The 20504-nt window shown below is 68.6% G+C and carries 22 protein-coding genes and 2 tRNA genes; 17 read left to right on the forward strand and 7 right to left on the reverse strand.

What is annotated here, in order from left to right:
- The first annotated feature begins 16 nt into the window (after positions 1 to 16).
- The 3 genes from QTI33_RS03025 (at position 17) to QTI33_RS03035 (ending at position 1173) form a co-directional block, all read left to right on the forward strand.
- Positions 17 to 93: transfer RNA gene (locus QTI33_RS03025), tRNA-Val, on the forward strand.
- Positions 94 to 249: 156 nt separating this feature from the next.
- Positions 250 to 696: a hypothetical protein gene (locus tag QTI33_RS03030; protein ID WP_286504267.1), complete on the forward strand. Its 447-nt coding sequence runs from the start codon at positions 250 to 252 to the stop codon at positions 694 to 696.
- A gap of 246 nt (positions 697 to 942) precedes the next feature.
- Entirely contained in the window at positions 943 to 1173 is a 231-nt protein-coding gene (locus QTI33_RS03035) for a hypothetical protein (RefSeq protein ID WP_286504268.1), read from the forward strand.
- Between the two features lie 50 nt (positions 1174 to 1223).
- On the opposite strand, the gene gdhA is transcribed toward QTI33_RS03035, so the two are convergent.
- Entirely contained in the window at positions 1224 to 2567 is a 1344-nt protein-coding gene (gene gdhA, locus QTI33_RS03040; RefSeq protein WP_286504269.1) for an NADP-specific glutamate dehydrogenase, read from the reverse strand.
- Positions 2568 to 2798: 231 nt separating this feature from the next.
- Here gdhA and QTI33_RS03045 point away from each other — a divergent pair, with 231 nt between their 5' ends.
- The 4 genes from QTI33_RS03045 (at position 2799) to QTI33_RS03060 (ending at position 6497) form a co-directional block, all read left to right on the forward strand.
- Positions 2799 to 3167, forward strand: a complete 369-nt coding sequence (locus tag QTI33_RS03045; RefSeq protein WP_286504270.1) for a hypothetical protein — start codon at positions 2799 to 2801, stop codon at positions 3165 to 3167.
- Between the two features lie 127 nt (positions 3168 to 3294).
- Positions 3295 to 3828: a polyhydroxyalkanoate synthesis repressor PhaR gene (phaR, locus tag QTI33_RS03050; RefSeq protein ID WP_444814797.1), complete on the forward strand. Its 534-nt coding sequence runs from the start codon at positions 3295 to 3297 to the stop codon at positions 3826 to 3828.
- A 39-nt stretch (positions 3829 to 3867) separates the two neighbouring features.
- Positions 3868 to 5274, forward strand: coding sequence for a 30S ribosomal protein S12 methylthiotransferase RimO (rimO, locus tag QTI33_RS03055; RefSeq protein WP_286504272.1), 1407 nt, complete (start codon positions 3868 to 3870; stop codon positions 5272 to 5274).
- Positions 5275 to 5285: 11 nt separating this feature from the next.
- Complete coding sequence (locus QTI33_RS03060) at positions 5286 to 6497, forward strand: GAF domain-containing sensor histidine kinase (protein ID WP_286504273.1); 1212 nt, start codon at positions 5286 to 5288, stop codon at positions 6495 to 6497.
- A gap of 6 nt (positions 6498 to 6503) precedes the next feature.
- Here QTI33_RS03060 and QTI33_RS03065 read toward each other — a convergent pair whose 3' ends face one another.
- Both QTI33_RS03065 and QTI33_RS03070 read right to left on the reverse strand, forming a co-directional pair.
- Positions 6504 to 6842 (reverse strand): DUF1090 family protein, encoded by a 339-nt coding sequence (locus tag QTI33_RS03065; protein ID WP_286504274.1) that lies wholly within the window; start codon positions 6840 to 6842, stop codon positions 6504 to 6506.
- 69 nt (positions 6843 to 6911) lie between these two features.
- Positions 6912 to 7163, reverse strand: a complete 252-nt coding sequence (locus QTI33_RS03070) for a hypothetical protein (RefSeq protein ID WP_286504275.1) — start codon at positions 7161 to 7163, stop codon at positions 6912 to 6914.
- A 73-nt stretch (positions 7164 to 7236) separates the two neighbouring features.
- Here QTI33_RS03070 and QTI33_RS03075 point away from each other — a divergent pair, with 73 nt between their 5' ends.
- Genes QTI33_RS03075 through QTI33_RS03085 form a run of 3 tightly spaced genes read left to right on the forward strand, consistent with a single transcriptional unit; the run spans position 7237 to position 8477 of the window.
- A complete protein-coding gene (locus QTI33_RS03075) occupies positions 7237 to 7455 on the forward strand; it encodes a hypothetical protein (protein ID WP_286504277.1) in 219 nt (72 codons plus the stop codon).
- 20 nt (positions 7456 to 7475) lie between these two features.
- Positions 7476 to 7679, forward strand: a complete 204-nt coding sequence (locus QTI33_RS03080) for a hypothetical protein (RefSeq protein ID WP_286504278.1) — start codon at positions 7476 to 7478, stop codon at positions 7677 to 7679.
- A gap of 36 nt (positions 7680 to 7715) precedes the next feature.
- The gene (locus tag QTI33_RS03085; RefSeq protein ID WP_286504279.1) at positions 7716 to 8477 is read left to right on the forward strand and encodes an SOS response-associated peptidase; all 762 of its coding nucleotides are present in this window, start codon (positions 7716 to 7718) and stop codon (positions 8475 to 8477) included.
- Between the two features lie 557 nt (positions 8478 to 9034).
- On the opposite strand, the gene QTI33_RS03090 is transcribed toward QTI33_RS03085, so the two are convergent.
- A tRNA-Leu gene (locus QTI33_RS03090) sits at positions 9035 to 9119 on the reverse strand.
- A 90-nt stretch (positions 9120 to 9209) separates the two neighbouring features.
- On the opposite strand from QTI33_RS03090, the gene rnr reads away from it, so the two are divergent.
- Positions 9210 to 11495 (forward strand): ribonuclease R, encoded by a 2286-nt coding sequence (gene rnr, locus QTI33_RS03095; protein WP_286504280.1) that lies wholly within the window; start codon positions 9210 to 9212, stop codon positions 11493 to 11495.
- Between the two features lie 17 nt (positions 11496 to 11512).
- Positions 11513 to 12274 (forward strand): SDR family oxidoreductase, encoded by a 762-nt coding sequence (locus tag QTI33_RS03100; RefSeq protein ID WP_286504281.1) that lies wholly within the window; start codon positions 11513 to 11515, stop codon positions 12272 to 12274.
- On the opposite strand, the gene QTI33_RS03105 is transcribed toward QTI33_RS03100, so the two are convergent.
- The 3 genes from QTI33_RS03105 to QTI33_RS03115 form a co-directional block, all read right to left on the reverse strand.
- Positions 12271 to 13731: an NAD(P)H-hydrate dehydratase gene (locus QTI33_RS03105; protein WP_286504282.1), complete on the reverse strand. Its 1461-nt coding sequence runs from the start codon at positions 13729 to 13731 to the stop codon at positions 12271 to 12273. The genes QTI33_RS03100 and QTI33_RS03105 overlap by 4 nt on opposite strands.
- A gap of 7 nt (positions 13732 to 13738) precedes the next feature.
- The gene (locus tag QTI33_RS03110; protein WP_286504283.1) at positions 13739 to 14995 is read right to left on the reverse strand and encodes a D-amino acid dehydrogenase; all 1257 of its coding nucleotides are present in this window, start codon (positions 14993 to 14995) and stop codon (positions 13739 to 13741) included.
- Positions 14996 to 15062: 67 nt separating this feature from the next.
- Entirely contained in the window at positions 15063 to 16382 is a 1320-nt protein-coding gene (locus QTI33_RS03115; protein ID WP_286504284.1) for an amidase, read from the reverse strand.
- Positions 16383 to 16578: 196 nt separating this feature from the next.
- On the opposite strand from QTI33_RS03115, the gene rpsB reads away from it, so the two are divergent.
- From rpsB to uppS, 5 genes are all read left to right on the forward strand, one after another.
- The gene (rpsB, locus tag QTI33_RS03120) at positions 16579 to 17334 is read left to right on the forward strand and encodes a 30S ribosomal protein S2 (protein WP_286367603.1); all 756 of its coding nucleotides are present in this window, start codon (positions 16579 to 16581) and stop codon (positions 17332 to 17334) included.
- A 110-nt stretch (positions 17335 to 17444) separates the two neighbouring features.
- Positions 17445 to 18368 carry a translation elongation factor Ts gene (tsf, locus tag QTI33_RS03125; protein ID WP_286504285.1) on the forward strand — a complete coding sequence of 308 codons (924 nt, stop codon included), beginning with the start codon at positions 17445 to 17447 and terminating at the stop codon, positions 18366 to 18368.
- A gap of 93 nt (positions 18369 to 18461) precedes the next feature.
- Entirely contained in the window at positions 18462 to 19184 is a 723-nt protein-coding gene (gene pyrH / locus QTI33_RS03130) for a UMP kinase (protein ID WP_286504286.1), read from the forward strand.
- Positions 19185 to 19197: 13 nt separating this feature from the next.
- Positions 19198 to 19761: a ribosome recycling factor gene (gene frr, locus QTI33_RS03135; RefSeq protein WP_286504288.1), complete on the forward strand. Its 564-nt coding sequence runs from the start codon at positions 19198 to 19200 to the stop codon at positions 19759 to 19761.
- Between the two features lies 1 nt (position 19762).
- On the forward strand, positions 19763 to 20500 hold the full coding sequence (gene uppS, locus QTI33_RS03140) for a polyprenyl diphosphate synthase (RefSeq protein ID WP_286504289.1): 738 nt from the start codon (positions 19763 to 19765) through the stop codon (positions 20498 to 20500).
- Positions 20501 to 20504: the final 4 nt, after the last annotated feature.

Here is a 20504-nt window from a genome sequence, read left to right on the forward strand (position 1 = left end):
TCTCGAATACAACCTCAGGCGCGTAGCTCAGCTGGTTAGAGCACCACCTTGACATGGTGGGGGTCGTTGGTTCGAGTCCAATCGCGCCTACCAAATTTCCCCTCTGAGAGTGACCAGCTCTCAGGCCTACGGGGAAATTTTTCTCCGACTCCGGTCGGTTCCCATCGATTCTGCATCGGCCGTGAAGAAAATTTTCGCGTGCCCGATCGCATCGTGGAGGCTGCGCCGGGCCATCGATAATCCGGCCGCATGAAATCACTCAAGCCCGTGACCCTGGCGGCCATTGTTCTCGCTGGCTGCGCGACCAGCGCCCCGAAGCCGGCGCTGAACGCGCAGGGGAGCCCGGCCACCCTCGCGGACGCTGGGCCGCGACCGGCGTCGACCGCGATCCACGTCGATGCCTTCAAGCGCCAGCTCAAGGACCCGGAGGGCGTGCGCATTCGCGGCGTGCAGGCGCCGGGCTTCCTGAGCGCGGAGTCCTCGATCTTCAGCCGGGCCTTCTACGGCTGGGCGATCTGCTTCGACATGAACACCCGCAACGGCATGGGCGGCTATGGCGGCTTTCGCAAGCAATTGATCGTGGTGCGCAACGGCGAACTGGTGGCCGCCGCGTCGGAAGATCCGGGGCGCAAGACCCAGGCGGCCTGGCTGCTGGACCTCTGCGAGCAAGCCAAGCTCGCCGCCGCGAAAAGCTAGGGGATCCCAAGCCGGGCGGCGATCGGTCCGGCGGGCGGGTTGTTGGCGAATCTTCGTAAGAGATTGCAGAAGGCTCCGAATGCAGATGCAGATCCTCAAGCCTCTGCGTCCCCTTGCTTGCGAGGCTATTCGACGGTTCAAGAATGATTTCGTCGAAGTCGGCGCTTTCGATGCCTGCAGTGCCATGGCTTCGAGCGGCCGGACGCCCGCGGGCCCGGTCCCGGCGACGGCAGTGAGACAGCGTCAATGAAGATCGAACAACTTCCGGATGAAGAACTGGCCAGGCAGGCCAAGGATTGGCGACGGCGCGCCCTGCATGGCGAGGCGGACGCCAAGGGCCTGGCGCACCGCTGCGAGGTCGAGCTGCGCCGCCGCTTCGGGATGCCCGAGCAGGCCATGCTCGAATTGCAGCCGCCGTCGTTGGACGTGCCGATTCCTGCGCCCAGGGCGCCGCGCTGGCGCCGGCGCCTGATCTGAAGCCGACATCCCGATCCGTGTGGTCCGCAAGCGCCCTCGGCGATCCGGCTTCAGATCACGCCTTGCGCCAGCATGGCATCGGCCACCTTGACGAAGCCCGCCACATTGGCGCCATCGACGTAGCTCACCGTGCCGTCTTCGCGGCGGCCGTGGCGCAAGCAGTCTTCGTGGATGCTGCGCATGATCGAGCGCAGGCGCGTATCGACTTCCTCGCGCGGCCACGAAATGCGCATGGCGTTCTGGCTCATCTCCAGGCCCGAGGTCGCCACGCCGCCGGCGTTGCTCGCCTTGCCGGGCGCGAACAGCACGCCATGGTGCTCGAACAGCGCGATCGCCTCCATCGTCGAGGGCATGTTCGCACCCTCGGCGACGCAGGCCACGCCATTCTTCACCAGCGTGGCGGCGTCGTCGGCATTGAGCTCGTTCTGCGTCGCGCAGGGCAGGGCGACGTCGACCGGCACGTGCCAGGGGCTGCGCCCGGGCAGGAACTGCGCGCCGACCTGCCCGGCATAGTCGCCGACGCGTCCGTAGTGCCGGTTCTTCACCTCCATCAGCTGGGCCAGCTTGGCCGGCGTGAAGCCGGCCTGGTCGAACACGGTGCCGCTCGAATCGGACACGGTGACCACCTTGGCGCCCAGCGCCATTGCCTTCTCGATCGCGAACTGCGCCACGTTGCCCGAGCCGGACACGCCCACGCGCAGGCCCTCCAGCCCGAGGCCCTTCTGGCGCAGCATTTCCTCGGCGAAGTAGACCGTGCCGTAGCCCGTGGCTTCGGGACGCATGAGCGAGCCGCCGAAGCTCAGGCCCTTGCCGGTGAAGACGCAGTCGGCGGCGTTGCTGAGCTTCTTCATCATCCCGGCCATGAAGCCGATCTCGCGTGCGCCGACCCCGATGTCGCCGGCCGGAACGTCCCGGTCGGCCCCGATGTGGCGGAACAGCTCGGCCACGAAGGCCTGGCAGAAACGCATGATCTCGCCGGGGCTCTTGCCCTTGGGGTCGAAGTCGGAGCCGCCCTTGCCGCCGCCCATCGGCAGCGTCGTGAGGGCGTTCTTCAGGGTCTGCTCGAAGGCCAGGAACTTCAGGATCGAGAGATTGACCGAGGGATGGAAGCGCAGCCCGCCCTTGTAGGGGCCGATCGCCGAGCTGTGCTGCACGCGGTAGCCGCGCTGCACCTGGACCTCGCCGCGGTCGTCGACCCAGGACACCCGGAAGATGATGATCCGCTCCGGCTCGACCAGCCGATCGAGCAGGCCGTGCTCGGCGTAGCCGGGATGCTTCTCGATGTAGGGCCACAGGCTCTTCATCACTTCGGCGATGGCCTGCTGGTATTCGGGCTGGGCGGGATTGCGCGCCTGCGCGCAGTTCAGGAATTCTTCCAGCGTCTTGTATTTCATTCTCGTGCGCCATTCGGGCTTGGACAGGGAGCGGCGATTCTGGAGATGAAGCGCCCGGGCGTCTGTGCGATATGCCCTCAAGGACGAAGGGAATTGTCCGGAGCGGGAAATGTCCTGAGCAGGGCACCGGCTGGAAGAAGGGCCTATGGCATTCGGCAACTGGCAGCGCCGACTTCAGTTGTGGTACCTTGGACTCCCGTCACCTCCTTCAGCATCTGATTCAGGGCACCGATGAACTCCCCCGCGGCCGAGATTGACTCCACGCTCGAAGAACTCCGCATCGCGGCCTTGGTGCGCCAGGCACCGCTCGAATTTGCGCGGGTGGTATATGGGCTCAACGACCGGGCCAACGGCCGGGCGGGCACCATGGCCGCCGAAGACGTGGCGCGCACGGTCCGCCAGGGCGTGCCCGTCACGCGCGAGCGGGCCGAGCAGCGTGCGCGGGCCTTCCTGCCGCTGGCAGGGCAGGAACACTGCCCGCGCTGCTGGGTCTTCCACGGCATCAAGAGCCCGCTGCACTATCGCGAAGGCACCGACGAGCGCCCCGAGTGCGGCGGCTGCAAGGTCTGCGGCGCGGAATACGCCACCACCCTCGACTAGCAGAATCGGCGGCGCGCCCCGAGCGGCCCCCGGGATTTTCCGGTCAGGGTAAACCTAGGCGCGGCGCGGCGAAGCCCCTCCCTAGAATGGCTCGCGCGCCGTGGCGCCCAACCAGAAGGAGTTCCTAGTGCAGAGCAAGAAGTCCGGCACCAAGCCGGCCCAGCGGGTGATCAAGAAGTATCCGAACCGAAGGCTCTACGACACTGAAACCTCCAGCTACATCACGCTCGCAGAGGTCAAGCAGCTGGTCATGAACAAGGCCTCGTTCGTGGTCCGCGACGCCAAGAGCGGCGACGACCTCACGCGCAGCATCCTCTTGCAGGTGATCCTCGAGGAGGAGGCCGGCGGGGCGCCGATGTTCACCGAGCAGGTGCTGGCCAGCATCATCCGCTTCTACGGCCAGGCGATGCAGAGCTACATGGGGCCCTACCTCGAGAAGAACATCCAGGCGATGTCCGAGGTCCAGGCGCAGCTGAGCGAGAAGGCGGAAAGCCTGAGCCCCGAGATGTGGACCCAGTTCATGGCGGTGCAGTCCCCGATGCTCCAGGGCCTGATGGGGAATTACGTCGAGCAGTCGAAGAGCGTCTTCCTGCAGATGCAGGAGCAGATGCAGAAGAACACCGAGCAGGTGCTGGGCGCTTTCGGCCTGAAACGCCCCTGATCGCGCTGCGGCGCCCGATAGCTGGGACAATAGGGGGATATGAGCGAAGTTGCCTCCCCTGAACGAACAGCCGCGCCGACGGTCCCCAAAGTCGGCTTCGTGAGCCTGGGCTGCCCCAAGGCCCTGACCGATTCCGAACTGATCCTGACCCAATTGAGCGCCGAGGGCTACCAGACCTCCAAGACCTTCGAGGGCGCCGATCTCGTCATCGTCAACACCTGCGGCTTCATCGACGACGCGGTCAAGGAAAGCCTCGACACCATCGGCGAGGCGCTGGCGGAGAACGGCCGCGTGATCGTCACCGGGTGCCTGGGCGCCAAGACCGGGGAGCAGGGCGGCAACCTGGTGCGCCAGATGCACCCCAGCGTGCTGGCCGTGACCGGCCCCCATGCCACCCAGGAGGTGATGGACGCGGTGCACGCCAACCTGCCCAAGCCGCACGATCCCTTCATCGACCTGGTGCCGCAGGCCTTCGGCATCGCCGGCCTCAAGCTCACGCCGCGCCACTACGCCTACCTGAAGATCAGCGAAGGCTGCAACCACCGCTGCACCTTCTGCATCATCCCGTCGATGCGCGGCGACCTGGTGTCGCGGCCCGTCGGCGACGTCCTGTCCGAGGCCAAGGCCCTGTTCGAGGGCGGGGTGCGCGAACTGCTGGTGATCAGCCAGGACACCTCGGCCTACGGGGTCGACGTCAAGTACCGCACCGGCTTCTGGGACGGCAAGCCGGTCAAGACCCGGATGCTCGAACTGGTGCGCACGCTGGGCGAAATCGCCGAGCCCTATGGTGCCTGGGTACGGCTGCACTACGTCTACCCCTATCCCAGCGTCGACGAGGTCATCCCGTTGATGGCCAGCGGCCAGGTGCTGCCCTATCTCGACGTGCCGCTGCAGCACAGCCATCCGGATGTGCTCAAGCGCATGAAGCGGCCGGCCAGCGGCGAGAAGAACCTCGAGCGCATCGCGCGCTGGCGCGAGGTCTGCCCCGAACTGGTCATCCGCAGCACCTTCATCGCCGGCTTCCCGGGCGAGACCGAGGCCGAATTCGACCACCTGCTCGACTTCATCCGCGAGGCCGGGATCGACCGCGCCGGCTGCTTTGCCTACAGCCCGGTGCAGGGCGCGGCCGCCAACGACATCCCGGGCATGCTGCCCGAAGCCGAGCGCGAGGCGCGCCGGGCGCGCTTCATGGAGGTCGCCGAAGCGGTCTCGATCGCCAAGCTGCGCCAGCGCATCGGCGCCACCATGCAGGTGCTGGTCGACTCGGCGCCGGCCCTGGGGCGCAAGGGCGGCGTCGGCCGCAGCTACGCCGATGCCCCCGAGATCGATGGCATCGTCCGGCTGCTGCCGCCCGAGAAGATCAGCAAGACGCTCAAGGTGGGCGAATTCACCCGGGCCCGCATCGTCGGCGCCGAGGGTCACGACCTGATCGCGCTGCCCATCTGATCGAATCCGACGTGGACCGGCTCGGCAACAGCGACGACCCGCAGGACATCGCCCGCGACGTCGCGGCCGTGGGCCGGATCAGCGCGGTGCCCTCGCTGCTCAGGCTGATCTGCCAGAACAGCGGCATGGGCTTCGCCGCCGTCGCCCGGGTCACCGACGGCACCTGGACGGCCTGCGCGGTGCAGGACGACATCCAGTTCGGCCTGGCGCCGGGCGGCCAGCTCGACGTCCAGACCACCCTGTGCCGCGAGTCGCGCGCCGCCCGGCAGCCGGTGGTGATCGACCACGCCAGCCAGGACCCGGTGTACGCCGAGCACCACACGCCGAAGCTCTACAAGATCGAGAGCTACATCTCGGTGCCGATCGTGCGGCCGGGCGGCGACTACTTCGGCAACCTGTGCGCGATCGATCCGCGGCCGCGCATCGTCTCGGACCCTCGCACCGTGACCATGTTCACGGTGTTCGCGGAGCTGATCGCGCTGCAGCTCGAGAGCGAGGACCACCAGGTCGAGGTCGAACAGGCGCTCGCGCTCGAGCGCGCCACGGCCGAACTGCGCGAGCAGTTCATCGCGGTGCTCGGGCACGACCTGCGCAATCCGCTGGCGGCGGTCGGCGCCACGGCCGAACTCATGATCCGCAGCAGCGCCGAGCCGCCGATGATCGCGCTCGGCACGCGGCTGCGTTCCACCGCGAGGCGCATGTCGCAGCTGATCGACGACGTGCTCGACTTCGCCCGCGGCCGGCTCGGCGCCGGCATCGGCATCGAGGCCCAGGAAGTGCCGGACCTCGCGAGCTACCTGCGGGACGTGGTGGCCGAGCTGCGGGAGGCCCATCCGGAGCGCACCGTGATCGAGCGCATCACCATCGACCGCGCAGTGCGCTGCGACCGCGGGCGGCTGCAGCAGCTGCTGTCGAACCTGCTGGGCAATGCGCTGACCTATGGTGCTGCCGATCGCCCGGTGGTGGTCTCGGCCGCCATCGATGATCGGACCTTGGTGCTCATGGTGGCCAACGAGGGCGAGCCGATCGAGCCCGAGAACCTTGCCCAGGTGTTCGAACCGTACTGGCGCCCGCGCAGCAGCAAGCCCGGCGGTGGGCTGGGCCTTGGCCTTTACATCGGTGCCCAGATCGTCAAGGCCCACGGCGGCGAGCTCCAGGTGCGCTCGTCGGCGGAAGCCGGCACCGTCTTCGAGGCCTGCCTGCCGATCGTGCTGCCTCGCTGAGGGCGCTCAGGACTTCCGGGCCGCCTTGAGCTTGCGCAACTGCGCTTCGGCGCGTTCGAGCTCGAGGCGCAGCTGCTGCACTTCCTGCTCCTGGCGCTTGATCTGCGTCGCCGGATCCTTGGCCGCCATGATCGCGTCGCAGTGAACCTGCAAGGCGGCCAGGGCGTCGGTGAGCTGGCGGCGCCGAAGCATCTGTCCGCGGGCGCGCGCCTGCGCGATGTCCTGGTCGAGGGTGGCTTCCTCGGCCTTGCAACTGGCGGCATCCGTCGGTTCCGCCGCCTGGGCGAACGAAGCATGGGCCGCAAGGAGGAGCGTGATGGCCAGGAGGCCGGATTTCAAGCGCATGGCGAGACTGCCTGACAGAAGAGGGGGTTGAACGAAACGCTTTCCGATTCTGCACCCGGTCCAGGCCGCTCAGCGGATTTCGACGCCGGCGCCGTCCGCCACGTCGATGCCGCTGCGCACGATGCCGCTGCGGCTGCGATAGGCCAGGATGCCGCGTCCGCGCGCGTCCGCGTTGACGCCGAAGACCGTCGAACGCTCGCCGTTCGCGAGTTCGAACGGGTTTCCTTCGACCGGGCGGGTACCGCCGTTGAGCGTGTCGAAGACATGCACCAGCTGGGCTTGGCCCGTGAGGTTGACGACGGTGATCTTGAGTTGGGGCATCCGGAGAATTCTGCCCGAGGCGGTGCGAAGGCAAAGACTGGATAAAAAAACAGTACTTTGTTATTCTGGGCACATGGAACGAGATGACTGGATTGCAGTCTGTGCCCACCAGCTGCAGCGCCAATGGCGCACCGTGGACCCCGATCAGCTCGACGAGGTGGCGGCCGATCTGTGGCGCGATCCGCGCTTGCGCGCCATGCCACCGGCGCAGGCCGCCGTGGCGTGGCTGGCGCCGGTGGCCCATCTGCCGCGCCGGCCCGAGGGCGCCGAACGGCGTATGGGCGAGTGCTGAGCCCGATGGGAGAATTTCTCATGGACAAGCTCAGTGACGATCAACTGGCTGCGTTGGCTTTCGCGTGGCGGCGCCGGTCGCTGCAGGGCGAGCCGCGCGCCGGCGCGGTCGCGCACCGGATGGAAAAGGAGCTCCAGCGGCGCTTCGGCGCGCCGTCGACCGTGGCGGCCGGGCTGGAGGCCAGGCCGTGCGCGCGAGCGAGGCCCTGGTGGCGGGTCTGGTAGCGCCGCTGCGCAGGCGCCGGGCAGTACATTTCCGTCATGTGCAGCCACTACCAGGCGGAAAAGCGCCGCAAGCAGATCGAGAAGCACTTCGGCATCCGGCTGCCGCCGGGCTGGGAGCCGCCGCCCGGTGGCCTGCACATCTACCCGACCCAGCTGGCGCCCTTCATTCGCCGGCCGCGCGAGCGCGATTCGGGCGACGACGCGGTCCCGGCCATGGAGATCGTCGAAGGCCATTTCGGCTTGCTCCCAGGCTTCGCCAAAGACGCGAAATACGGCATGCGCACCTACAACGCCCGTGTCGAGACGGTCGACCAGCTCGCCAGCTTCAAGCACGCCTGGGCCCAGGCCAGGCATTGCATCGTGCCCTGCGAGGCGATCTACGAGCCCGACTGGCGCAGTGGGACCCATGTCCCGACCCGCTTCACGGCGGCCAACGACGAGACGCTGGGCGTCGCCGGCCTCTGGGCGCCCTGGAAGGACCCGGTGACCGGGAAGTGGGCGGACAGCTTCACGATGCTGACGATCAATGCCGACACGCACCCGATGTTCAAGGAGATGCACCGGCCCGATCCGGCGCGGCCGCTGCACGCCCAGGACAAGCGCATGGTCGTGATCCTGCCGGAGGCCCAGTACGAGGCCTGGCTGGACGCACCGGCGCAGCGCTCGATGGATTTCATGAACCAGTTCCCGGCCGAGCGGCTCGCGATGGTGGCCGAAGCACTGCCGCCGGCGCAGCCCAAGCCCAGGCCGGCGCGCGCGGCGCCGCCGCCGCCGCCGCCGCAGTCGTCGCTGTTCTGACGCACCGAGACCAAGTCGCGCGCCCGCCCGGGCAGACGACGTGTTAAGGTGCAGGTCGGCGTCACGGCCGGCGGAGTTGCGCAAGACGCGCGTCTCCTGTGTCGTACGCGGCGGCCTCTTGCGAGCCCGCCCCGCGCTCCGGGCCTCATGGCAGGGGCCCACTTCCATCCACTTCCGATCCTTGACCGCATGGTTGAACGCCGCGCGCATCAGGCCGAGCGCCAGGTTCACCGTTGCGCGAACCCGGATGTTCAGGCTGCGCGCGAGCCATTCGTTGAAATCGTGCGTCAGAATGTCGGAATGCCTCCTGCTCGCGGGAGGCGCCTTGCATCACTTCATGAGACGAAGCCCGTTCCACTTGCCTGATTCCGTGTCCTTGGCCACCGCCACCCCGTGCGGCGCGCGCACCATGGCGTGGGGCGAGGGGCTGCGGCTTTCGGAGGGCGGCGTCGGAGGTCGTGGTGCGAGCGAAGTGGGCCGTTTGTCGGCCGTGCGCGCGCTGGAAACAAAAAACCCCGGCAAGTCGATGACTGGCCGGGGTTCTTGTGCTATCGCTATGGTGCCCAGAAGAGGACTCGAACCTCCACGATGTTACTCGCTAGTACCTGAAACTAGTGCGTCTACCAATTCCGCCATCTGGGCCCACATGCTGCTTGGAATGAATCCTTGCAGCAGGTTTTGAATTTCAGGAACGAAGGAGATCATATCAAAAATATTGGCCATTCCGGCGCCTTGCTGGATGAAATTGAAGGAACCGTCCAAGGACATCGCGACGGGCACGGTTTCGTACAACGCGATGACGGCGATGCCGACATCTATCTGCCCCCCAACGAAATGCGCGCGGTGCTGCACAAGGACCGCGTCAAGGCGCGGGTCGTGCGCCAGGATCGACGCGGTCGTCCCGAGGGGCGCGTGGTCGAGATCATCGAGCGGCCCGAGCAGCCGATCATCGGGCGCCTGCTGCATGAAGGCGGCGTCTGGCTGGTCGCGCCCGAGGACAAGCGCTACGGCCAGGACGTCCTGATTCCCAAGGGCGCGACCGGCACCGCCAAGGTCGGACAGGTGGTCGTGGTGCAGCTCACCGAGCCGCCCGCGCTGTTCGGCCAGCCGGTCGGCCGCGTCAAGGAAGTGCTCGGCGAGATCGACGACCCGGGCATGGAGATCGAGATCGCGGTGCGCAAGTACGGCGTCCCGCACGAGTTCTCCGAGGCCTGCCTGGCCGAGGCAAAGGCGATTCCCGACAAGGTGCGCCCGGCCGACAAGCACGGCCGCATCGACCTTACCGACGTGCCGCTGGTCACCATCGACGGCGAGGACGCGCGCGACTTCGACGATGCCGTGTACTGCGAGCCGGCCAAGGTCGGCCGCGGCAAGGGCTGGCGCCTGCTGGTCGCGATCGCCGACGTCAGCGCCTATGTGCAGACCGGATCGGCGATCGACATCGATGCCTACGACCGCGCCACCAGCGTCTACTTCCCGCGTCGCGTGATTCCGATGCTGCCCGAGAAGCTGTCCAACGGCCTGTGCTCGCTCAACCCCGAAGTCGAGCGCCTGTGCATGGTGTGCGACATGCTGGTGGCGGCCGACGGCGAGATCTACGCCTACCAGTTCTACCCGGCCGTGATGTGGAGCCATGCCCGCTTCACCTACACCGAGGTGGCGGCGATCCTCGGCAACACGCGCGGGCCGGAGGCGCTGAAGCGCAAGGAGCGCGTCAAGGACCTGCTGAACCTGCACGACGTGTATCGCGCGCTGCTGAAGCAGCGCGGCAAGCGCGGCGCGGTCGACTTCGAAACCACCGAGACGCAGATCATCTGCGACGATGCCGGGCGCATCGAGAAGATCGTGCCGCGCACGCGCAACGAGGCGCACCGGCTGATCGAGGAAGCGATGCTGGCGGCCAACGTCTGCAGCGCCGACTTCATCGCCGAGGGCAAGCATCCCGGCCTCTTCCGGGTACACGAGGGCCCCACGCCCGAAAAGAAGGAAATCCTGCGCGGCTACCTCAAGGCCATGGGGGTGGGCCTGTCGATCACCGACGATCCGAAGCCGGGCGAGTTCCAGGCGATCGCCGAGGCGACAAAGGACCGGCCCGACTCGCAGCAGATCCACACGATGCTGCTGCGCTCGATGCAGCAGGCCATCTACACGCCGATCAACAGCGGCCACTTCGGTCTCGCCTACGAGGCCTACACGCACTTCACGAGCCCGATCCGCCGCTATCCCGACTTGCTGGTGCATCGGGTGATCAAGGCGATCCTCGGCAAGACCAAGTACCAGCTGCCGATGCTGCCGACCCCGGGCGAGGCGCATGCCAAGCTAGCCAAGCGGCTCGCTTCGCGCGTGAAGGCGCCGACCAGCAAGCCGCAGAAGGCCACGGTCGCGCCGACCAAGGAGACGCTGGCCTGGGAGGCCGCGGGCCTGCATTGCAGCGCCAACGAGCGGCGCGCCGACGAGGCCAGCCGCGACGTCGAGGCCTGGCTCAAGTGCAAGTACATGCGCGAGCACCTCGGCGAGGAATATGGCGGCGTGGTCACGGCCGCGACCACCTTCGGCATCTTCGTCACGCTCGACGCCATGTACGTCGAGGGCCTGGTGCACATCACCGAGCTCGGCGGCGAATACTTCAAGTTCGACGAGCACCGCCAGGAACTGCGCGGCGAGCGCACCGGCATCCGCTATGCGATCGGCACCCGGGTCCGGGTGCAGGTGAGCCGGGTCGACCTCGATGGCCGCAAGATCGATTTCCGCCTGATGCGCGAAGGCGAGGAACTGACGGCGCGGGCGATGAAGGACAAGGGCGCGTCCAGCGGCGGCGTGCCGGCCAAGGCCTCGACCAAGCGCTCGCGCAGCAAGGCCGAGGCGCCGCCCGAGCGCACCGAACGCCCGGAGCGCGGCGACCGGGTCGAGCGGGCGGACCGCGTCGCCGCGGCGGCGCCACAATCCGCGATGCAGGCATTCAGAACCGCCGTCAAGAAGGCGGCCAACAAGATGAAGGGGCGCAAGCCGCGCCGCTGAAAACCAGGAGCACAGGAATGAGTGGAGAGAAACCAGGCCGGATCGCGGTCGTCACGGGCGCCGGCAGCGGCATCGGCCGCGCGGCTGCGCTGGCCCTGCTGGGCGATGGCTGGAGCGTGGTGCTGGCCGGTCGCCGGCCGGAGCCGCTCGAACAGGTCGCCAAGGAGTCGGGCGCCGGCGCCAGGGCGCTGGCAGTGCCCACCGACGTGGCCGATGCGGCATCGGTCAAGGCGCTGTTCGATGCGGCGGTCGAACGCTTCGGGCGGGTCGACCTGCTGTTCAACAACGCCGGCGTCGGCAACCCGCCGGGACCGTTCGAGGACTGGACGCCCGAGCAGTGGCAGGGCGTGGTCGACATCAACCTGACCGGCATGTTCTTCTGCATCCAGCAGGCCTTCCGCACCATGAAGACGCAGACGCCGCGCGGCGGCCGCATCATCAACAACGGCTCGATCTCGGCCACCACGCCGCGGCCCAACTCGATCGCCTACACCGCGACCAAGCACGCCGTGAAGGGGCTGACCAAGACCGCTTCGCTGGACGGCCGCAAGTACGACATCGCCGTCGGCCAGGTCGACGTCGGCAACGCAATGACCGAACTGGCGGCCCGGATGACCAAGGGCGTGCCGCAGGCCAGCGGCGAGATCGCCATCGAGCCCGTGATCGATGTCGCCATCGTCGGGCAGTCGGTGCTCTACATGGCCAACCTGCCGCTGGAAGCCAACGTGTTGTTCCACACGATCATGGCGACCAAGATGCCCTTCGTCGGGCGAGGCTAGCGCAAGGGCAGGCCGCCACCGGCCAGTGCGCCGGCGGTGAGCGGGACGCCGGCGGGCCAGCGGTCGGCCAGGTCGCCGTGCGTCCAGACGGCTTCGCTGGCCGCGGCCAGTGCCGGCCGGCCCGCGGCCAGCCGGGCCCCGACCATGCCCGCCAGCACGTCGCCGGTGCCGGCCGTGGCGAGCCGCGCGTTGCCGCTCGGATTGATCACCGGCAGCTCGCCGGCTGCGGCGACGACCGTGCCGGAGCCTTTCAGCACCACCACCGCCCCGAAGCGCGCCGCCAGCCGCGCGGCCGCGCCGAGACGGTCGGCCTGGACTTGGGCGGTGCGCGTGCCCAGCAGCCGCGCCGCCTCGAGCGGATGGGGGGTCAGCACTGTCGACCGGCCGGCCTGCTGCCGGGCCAGCAACTGCCCCTGCAGGCTGGCATCGCCGGCGATGGCGTTGAGGGCGTCCGCATCGAGCACCAGCGCGCCGGCCTCGGCCAGCACGCGCGGCAGCACCGCGGCGACCGCGCTGCCGCCGCCGCAGCCGCAGACCACGGTCATCAGGCCCAGGTCCAGGGCTTCGGGGCGGCGGAACATCAGCTCGGGGCGCATCGGGTCGATCGGTGCGATGCCGCTGTCCAGCGGGGCGACGAACACCCGCCCGGCGCCGGCCGAGAGCGCGGCCGTGGCCGCCAGCAGGGCGGCCCCCGCCATGCCGGGCGCGCCGCCGATGACCGCGACGTCGCCGTAGCTGCCCTTGTGGGAGGACTGCGGCCGGCTGGCGGCGGGCGTCGCGCCGGGCAGGCGCGCCACCGGCGCCTCGGCGCCAAGCGCCAGCCCCAGGTCGTCGAACCAGACCTCGCCGGCGGCATCGCGGCCCTGGGCGGTGAAGAGGCCGGGCTTCAGGGTCAGCAGGCTCAGGCAGAGGCGAAGGGCCGGCGCCCGGGCCGGCAGCTCGAACGACAGCACGCCGGTGTCGGTGTCCAGCCCCGAAGGCGTGTCCACGCTCAGCACCGGCACCGGGCCGGCGTGCATGCGACGCAGCCACTCGAGCATCTGTCCTTCGGGCGCCCGGGCCGCGCCGATGCCCAGCAGGGCGTCGATCGCCAGCTCGCAGTGCGCCGGCGGCGCGTCGGCGAAGACGACACCGGCGTCGCGCGCGCGCTGCAGCGACGCGCGGGCATCGGCCGGGCGTCGCGCGTCGTCGCCGATGCAACTGACGACCGGCGCGAAACCGCGTGCGCGCAACTGCGCCGCGGCCTCGAAGCCGTCGCCGCCGTTGTTGCCCGGGCCGCAGGCGATCCAGATCGTCCGCGCCTGCGGCGCGATCGCCATGGCGAGGCGCGCCACCGCCAGGCCGGCGCGCTGCATCAGCGCGTGGGGCGGCAGGGCGGCGGCGGCCGCCTGTTCGATCCGCCGCGTGGCCGCGATGTCGAACAGGTGGCCGGCGCTGGCGGACGTGATGCGGTGCATGAGGCCCTCAGTGCTGCAGCAGGCGCTCGATGCCGAGCCCTTCGAGGTCGATCCCGGGGTCCTGGCCGGCGATGAGGTCGGCCAGCACCCGGGCACTGCCGCAGGACAGCGCCCAGCCGCTCGAGCCATGGCCGAGGTTGAGCCAGACGCCGGGCACCCCGCTGGCGCCGAGGATCGGCGGGCCGTCCGGCAGCATCGGGCGTGCGCCCTTCCACTGCTGGACGCCGGAGCGCAGCGTCACCGCGCCCGGGAACCAGTCCTGCAGCACCTTGTAGAGCGTCTGCAGCGAGGCCGGATTCAGCTGGGCGCCGGAACCGCCGAGTTCGGCGCTGCCGGCCACCCGCACGCGCAGTCCGAGCCGCGAGATCGCCACCTTGTAGCGTTCGTCCATCACGGCGCTGCGCGGCGCGTTGAGCGGCTCGCGGATCTGGGCGCTGACCGAATGGCCGTACACCGGCGCCAGCGGGATGCGCAAGCCCAGCGGCTTCAGCAGCGCGGCCGAGTCGACGCCGGCGCAGACCACCACGGCGTCGAAGCGATGGGCCTCCGAACCCGAGGCCAGCGACAGCGAGGTCGGGGCCGACCGGCTCATCGGGGCCAGGTCGCAATTGAAATGGAACTGGGCGCCGAGCGCCTCGGCCTCCCACTTGAGCAACAGGGCGAACTGCCGGCAGTTGGCGACTTCGTCGTCCGGCAGGTGGATCGCGCCGGCCAGCGCCGTGTCGGTGCTGAGCGCCGGCTCGATCTTGCGGGCCTCGTCGGCATCGAGCTCGCGGAAGCTGGCGCCCGCGGCCCGCAGCACGTCGAGCCCGGCCTGCACCAGCTTCTTCTCGCGCTTGGAGCGCAGCAGCACCATGTAGCCGTCGCTGCGCTCGTACTCGAGCTCGCAGGCCTCGGTGATCGCGTGCAGGCGGTTGCGGCTGTAGAAGGCCAGGCGCTGCATCCGCGAGCGGTTGGCCAGGTAGGTCTCGAGCTTGCAGGCGCGCTGCCAACGCGCCATGAAGCCGAGGTCCCGGGACGACAGGGGCCAGCGCAGCTTGATCGCGCCATGCGTGGACAGCAGCGAGCGCAGCACCTTGCCGCGCATGCCCGGGCCGGCCCAGGGAGTGACGTAGCCGGGCGCGACCACGCCCGCGTTGGCGAAGCTCGATTCCTCGGCGGCGGCGCCACGGCGCTCGAAGACGGCCACCTCGTGGCCGTCCGAGGCCAGCTCCCATGCTGTGGTGACGCCGATGATCCCGGCTCCCACGATCGCGATTTTCATTCGTTTCTTTGGCGGTGAAATGTGTGGTGCGGCGCTTCCTCCTGAAGCCACGCCGACCCTGCCGACTTTATAGCGCCCGCTCGACCTGCCGCGCGACGGCGAGCACGGCGTCGTCGTGCAGCGCTGCATGCCACAGCATCAGGCCCACCGGCAGTTCGTCGGCGGCCTGGCAGGGCAGCGAGATGGCGCAGCCGTCGAGCATGTTGACCACCGAGGGATTGCGCAGCAGCAGGGCGTTCAGCCGGAAGAACGCGTCGTCGCGCGCCTCGCCGGGCGCGACCTCGGCGATCGCCGGCGCCGTGACCGGCACGGTGGGCGACAGCACGGCGTCGAAGGGCGACAGCGCGTGCGCCATGCGGCCGATCCATTCGTTCCGGGCCCGGACCAGGTCGAGGTACTCGTACGCCCTCATGTTGGCGCCCAGGAGAATTCGCCGCGCCACGCGCGGGTCGTAGCCGGCGCCGCTGCGTTCCAGCAGCAGGCGGTGCCAGGCGTAGGCTTCGGCGGGCGAGAAGCCGCCGGTGGCATTGATCGCGGGCAGGTCGGCCAGCGCCGGCAGGTCGATCTCCTCGATCCGTGCGCCGGCAGCGCCGAGCCGGCTCAAGGTCCGCTCGAAGGCCCTGGCGACCACCGGGTCGAGGCCGTCCTGGAACAGGGAGCGCGCCACCGCCAGGCGGTAGGCGCTCAGCGGCGCGGCGCCGGGCGTCACGCGGCGTGCCGCCAGGATCTCGTGCGCCGTGACCGCATCGCGCACCGAGCGCGTCATGGCGCAGACGGTGTCGAGCGTGGTCGACAGGGGCAGGGCGCCCTGCGTCGGCACCAGCCGGGCGGTACTCTTGAAGCCGACGATGCCGTTGAGCGCCGCCGGGATCCGGATCGAGCCGCCGGTGTCGGAGCCGAGCCCGACGAAGGCCGCGCCGCTGGCCACCGAGATCGCGGCGCCGGACGAGGAGCCGCCCGGGATGCGCGGCGTGGCCGGATCACAGAGATTGGCCGGCGTGCCGTGGTGCGGGTTGATGCCGACGCCCGAAAAGGCGAACTCGGTCATGTTGGTGCGGCCCAGCAGGGCGCCGCCGGCGGCCCGCAGGCGCGCCACGGCGACCGCGTCGGCACGGGCGGCCGGCGCATGGGCCAGCACCACCGAGCCGGCCGGCGTAGGCTGGCCGGCGACATCGAACAGGTCCTTGACCGAGAAGGCCAGTCCGGCGAGCGGCTGGCTCGGACGGGCCGCCACGGCGTCCCGGGCGGCTTCCTCCGGCAGGATGCGGGTGAAGGCATGGGCGCAGCCCGGGGCGGCGGCGGCCGCCAGGCTGTGCGCCATTTCGGTGCGTGCGTCGGAGGTGGCCGCCAGCAGGGCGAGGCGGGTGGCGTGCAGGTCTGGGCGCATGGTGAGGGGAGGGGGTGAAAGAGGGGGGGCAAGAGCGCGGCGTGCTATACTCCTTGGGTTTCGCCCACCGGCCGCTGGGGCCTAGCGAGCGAGACGCATCCGCAAACCAGCCCAATCAAGGTGTTGTGAGGCTTTCCCGAATGGAAAGGCGCACAAAACGGGCTGGATTTTAGACCCAACCTTTGGAGTTATTCCTATGTCGACCACCATGCGCGAAATGCTGGAAGCCGGTGTCCATTTCGGTCACCAGACCCGCTTCTGGAACCCCAAGATGGCCCCGTTCATCTTCGGCCATCGCAACAAGATCCACATCATCAACCTGGAAAAGTCGCTTCCGATGTTCCAGGATGCGATGAAGTACGCCAAGCAGCTCACCGCCAACCGCGGCACCATCCTGATGGTCGGCACCAAGCGCCAGGCGCGCGAAATCGTGGCTGCCGAAGCCCGTCGCGCCGGCGTGCCCTTCGTCGACACCCGCTGGCTCGGCGGCATGCTGACCAACTTCAAGACGGTCAAGACCTCGATCAAGCGCCTGAAGGACATGAAGGCCCAGCAGGAAGCCGGCCTCGACAGCCTGAGCAAGAAAGAGCAGCTGACCTTCTCGCGCGAGATCGCCAAGCTGGAAAAGGACATCGGCGGCATCCAGGACATGACCGCGCTGCCCGACGCCATCTTCGTGATCGACGTCGGCTTCCACAAGATCGCCGTTGCCGAAGCCAAGAAGCTCGGCATCCCGCTGATCGGCGTGGTCGACTCCAACCACTCGCCTGAAGGCATCGACTACGTGATCCCGGGCAACGACGACTCGTCGAAGGCCGTCACGCTGTACGCCCGCGGCATCGCCGACGCCATCATCGAAGGCCGCAACAGCGGCGTGAACGACGTCGTCAAGGCCGTGGCCGAAGGCAGCGGCGACGAATTCGTCGAAGTCGAAGAGGGCGCTTCGGCCTGATTCGAGCTCGCTCGAGCCTGAAGAAGGGGCTTGTTGCCCCTTTTTTTTAATCTGATTTTCGCGGCCGCCCCCGGGGCGCCCGCCACTGACAAACCGAACGGAGAACACTCATGGCAACGATCACCGCAAGCATGGTTGGCGAACTGCGCGCAAAAACCGACGCCCCGATGATGGAGTGCAAGAAGGCCCTGACCGAGGCCGACGGCAACATGGACAAGGCCGAAGAGCTGCTGCGCATCAAGCTCGGCAACAAGGCCGGCAAGGCCTCGGGCCGCATCACGGCCGAAGGCGTGGTCACGGCTTTCGTCGACGGCGATGCCGGCGCGATGATCGAGATCAACTGCGAAACCGACTTCGTCACCAAGAACGACAGCTTCCTCGCGCTGGCCAACGCCGCCGCCATGCTGGTCGCCAAGAACAACCCGGCCGACATCGCCGCGCTGGGCGCCCTGGCCTACGAGCAGGACGGCTTCGGCCCCACGCTGGAAGACGTGCGCAAGGGCCTGATCGGCAAGATCGGCGAGAACATGAGCTTCCGCCGCTTCAAGCGCTTTGCCGGCAACGGCAAGCTGGCTTCGTACCTGCACGGCACGCGCATCGGCGTGATGGTCGAGTTCGAAGGCGACGACACCTCGGCCAAGGACGTCGCGATGCACATCGCCGCCATGAAGCCGGTGGCGATCTCGGCCTCGGACGTGCCCGCCGACCTGATCGAGAAGGAACGCGCGGTCGCCGCCGGCAAGGCCGAGGAAGACCGCAAGGTCGCCGAAGCTGCGGGCAAGCAGCCGCAGCCGGCCGACATCGTTGCCAAGCGCATCGAAGGCGGCGTGCAGAAGTACCTCAAGGAGGTCTCGTTGCACAACCAGCCTTTCGTCAAGAACGACAAGCAGACCGTCGAGCAGATGCTCAAGGCCGCCAGCACCTCGATCAAGGGCTTCACGCTCTACGTGGTCGGCGAAGGCATCGAGAAGAAGGTCGACGACTTCGCCGCCGAAGTGGCGGCGCAGGTCGCGGCCGCCAAGGCTGCGGCCTGAGTCGCGCCGCAGGGCGGCAGCGCCCGTGACGCGCTGCCGCTTTTTCACAGTCACGTCTTACACTCGCCCCCGCCAACTCCAAAGGATCCATCCATGTCAGAAGCCCGCCCAGCCCACAAGCGAATCTTGTTGAAGCTGTCGGGCGAGGCGTTGATGGGCGACGACGCCTTCGGCATCAATCGCGCGACCATCGTGCGCATGGTCGGCGAGGTGGCCGAGGTCGTGAACATGGGCGTCGAGGTGGCGGTCGTGATCGGCGGCGGCAACATCTTCCGCGGCGTCGCCGGCGGCTCGGTGGGCATGGACCGCGCCACGGCCGACTACATGGGCATGCTTGCCACGGTCATGAACGCGCTGGCGCTGGCCGACGCCATGAACAAGCAGGGCCTGATCGCCCGCGTGATGTCGGCGATCGCGATCGAGCAGGTGGTCGAGCCCTACGTGCGCCCCAAGGCCTTGCAGTACCTCGAAGAGGGCAAGGTCGTGATCTTCGCGGCCGGCACCGGCAACCCCTTCTTCACGACCGACACCGCCGCCGCACTGCGCGGCGCCGAGATCGGCGCCGAGCTGGTGCTGAAGGCCACCAAGGTCGACGGCGTCTACACCGCCGACCCCAAGAAGGACCCGGACGCGACGCGCTACACCAACCTGAGCTTCGACGAAGCCATTGCCCAGAACCTCGGCATCATGGACGCCACGGCCTTCGCGCTGTGCCGTGACCAGAACCTGCCGATCAAGGTGTTCTCGATCTTCAAGAACGGCGCCCTCAAGCGCGTCGTGATGGGCGAGGACGAAGGTACCCTCGTGCACGCTTGAGGAAAATGAATCCATGACCACCATTGCAGAAATCCGCAGCGCGACCGACGCCAAGATGAACCAGTCGCTCGCCGCCTTCCAGAACAACCTGACCAAGATCCGCACCGGCCGCGCCAATCCGGCGCTGCTGGACTCGATCCATGTCGACTACTACGGCTCGGCCGTGCCGCTGTCGCAGGTAGCCAACGTATCGCTGCTCGACTCCCGCACGATCAGCGTCCAGCCCTGGGAAAAGGGCATGGGCGCCAAGATCGAGAAGGCCATCCGCGAAAGCGACCTGGGCCTGAACCCGGCCTCGATGGGCGACCTGATCCGCGTGCCGCTGCCGCCGATGAGCGAAGAGCGCCGCAAGGAAATGACCAAGCTGGTGCGCAACGAAGGCGAGGGCGCCAAGATCGCGACCCGCAACCTGCGCCGCGACGCCAACGACGCGATCAAGAAGCTGGTCAAGGACAAGCTGGCCTCGGAAGACGACCAGAAGCGGGCCGAGACCGAGATCCAGAAGGTCACCGACCGCCACATCGCCGAAATCGACCGCCTGGTAACGTCCAAAGAAGCCGAGATCATGGCGGTCTGAGATGAAGAAAATCGCTCCAGCGGTTCCCCATCACATCGCCATCGTCATGGATGGCAATGGCCGCTGGGCGACGCGCCGCTTCCTGCCCCGGGTGGCGGGGCACAAGCAGGGTGTCGAGTCGTTGCGGCGCTGCGTCAAGGCCTGTGCGGCGCGCGACGTCCGGGTGCTGACCGTGTTCGCCTTCTCGTCCGAGAACTGGAACCGGCCGGTCGAGGAAGTCTCCGGCCTGATGGAGCTGATGGTCGGCGCGCTGGGCCGCGAGGTGCCGAAGCTGAGCCAGGACGGGGTGCGGCTGCACTTCATCGGCGAGCGCGGCGGGCTGTCCGACAAGATGATCGCCGGCCTGGTCCAGGCCGAGACGGCGACCGCCCACAACACCCGGCTGGTACTCAACGTCTGCTTCAACTATGGCGGCCGCTGGGACATCGCCCGCGCCGCCGCCCAGCTGGCGGCCCGCGGCGAGCCGCTGACCGAGGCCAACCTCGACGCCGCCATGGCGCTTGCCCACGTGCCCGACCCCGACCTGTTCATCCGCACCGGCGGCGAGCAGCGGCTGTCGAACTTCCTGCTCTGGCAAAGCGCCTACGCCGAGCTCTACTTCAGCGACAAGCTGTGGCCCGAGTTCGACGAGGCGGCACTGGACGACGCGATCGCCGCCTTCCAGCGGCGCGAGCGCCGCTACGGCCAGACCTCCGAGCAACTCGGCGCGGTGGGCCCGCGCGATCAGCAGGCCGCCTGAGCGC

The sequence above is a fragment of the Variovorax davisae genome (assembly GCF_030316845.1).
GTDB lineage: Bacteria > Pseudomonadota > Gammaproteobacteria > Burkholderiales > Burkholderiaceae_C > Variovorax > Variovorax davisae.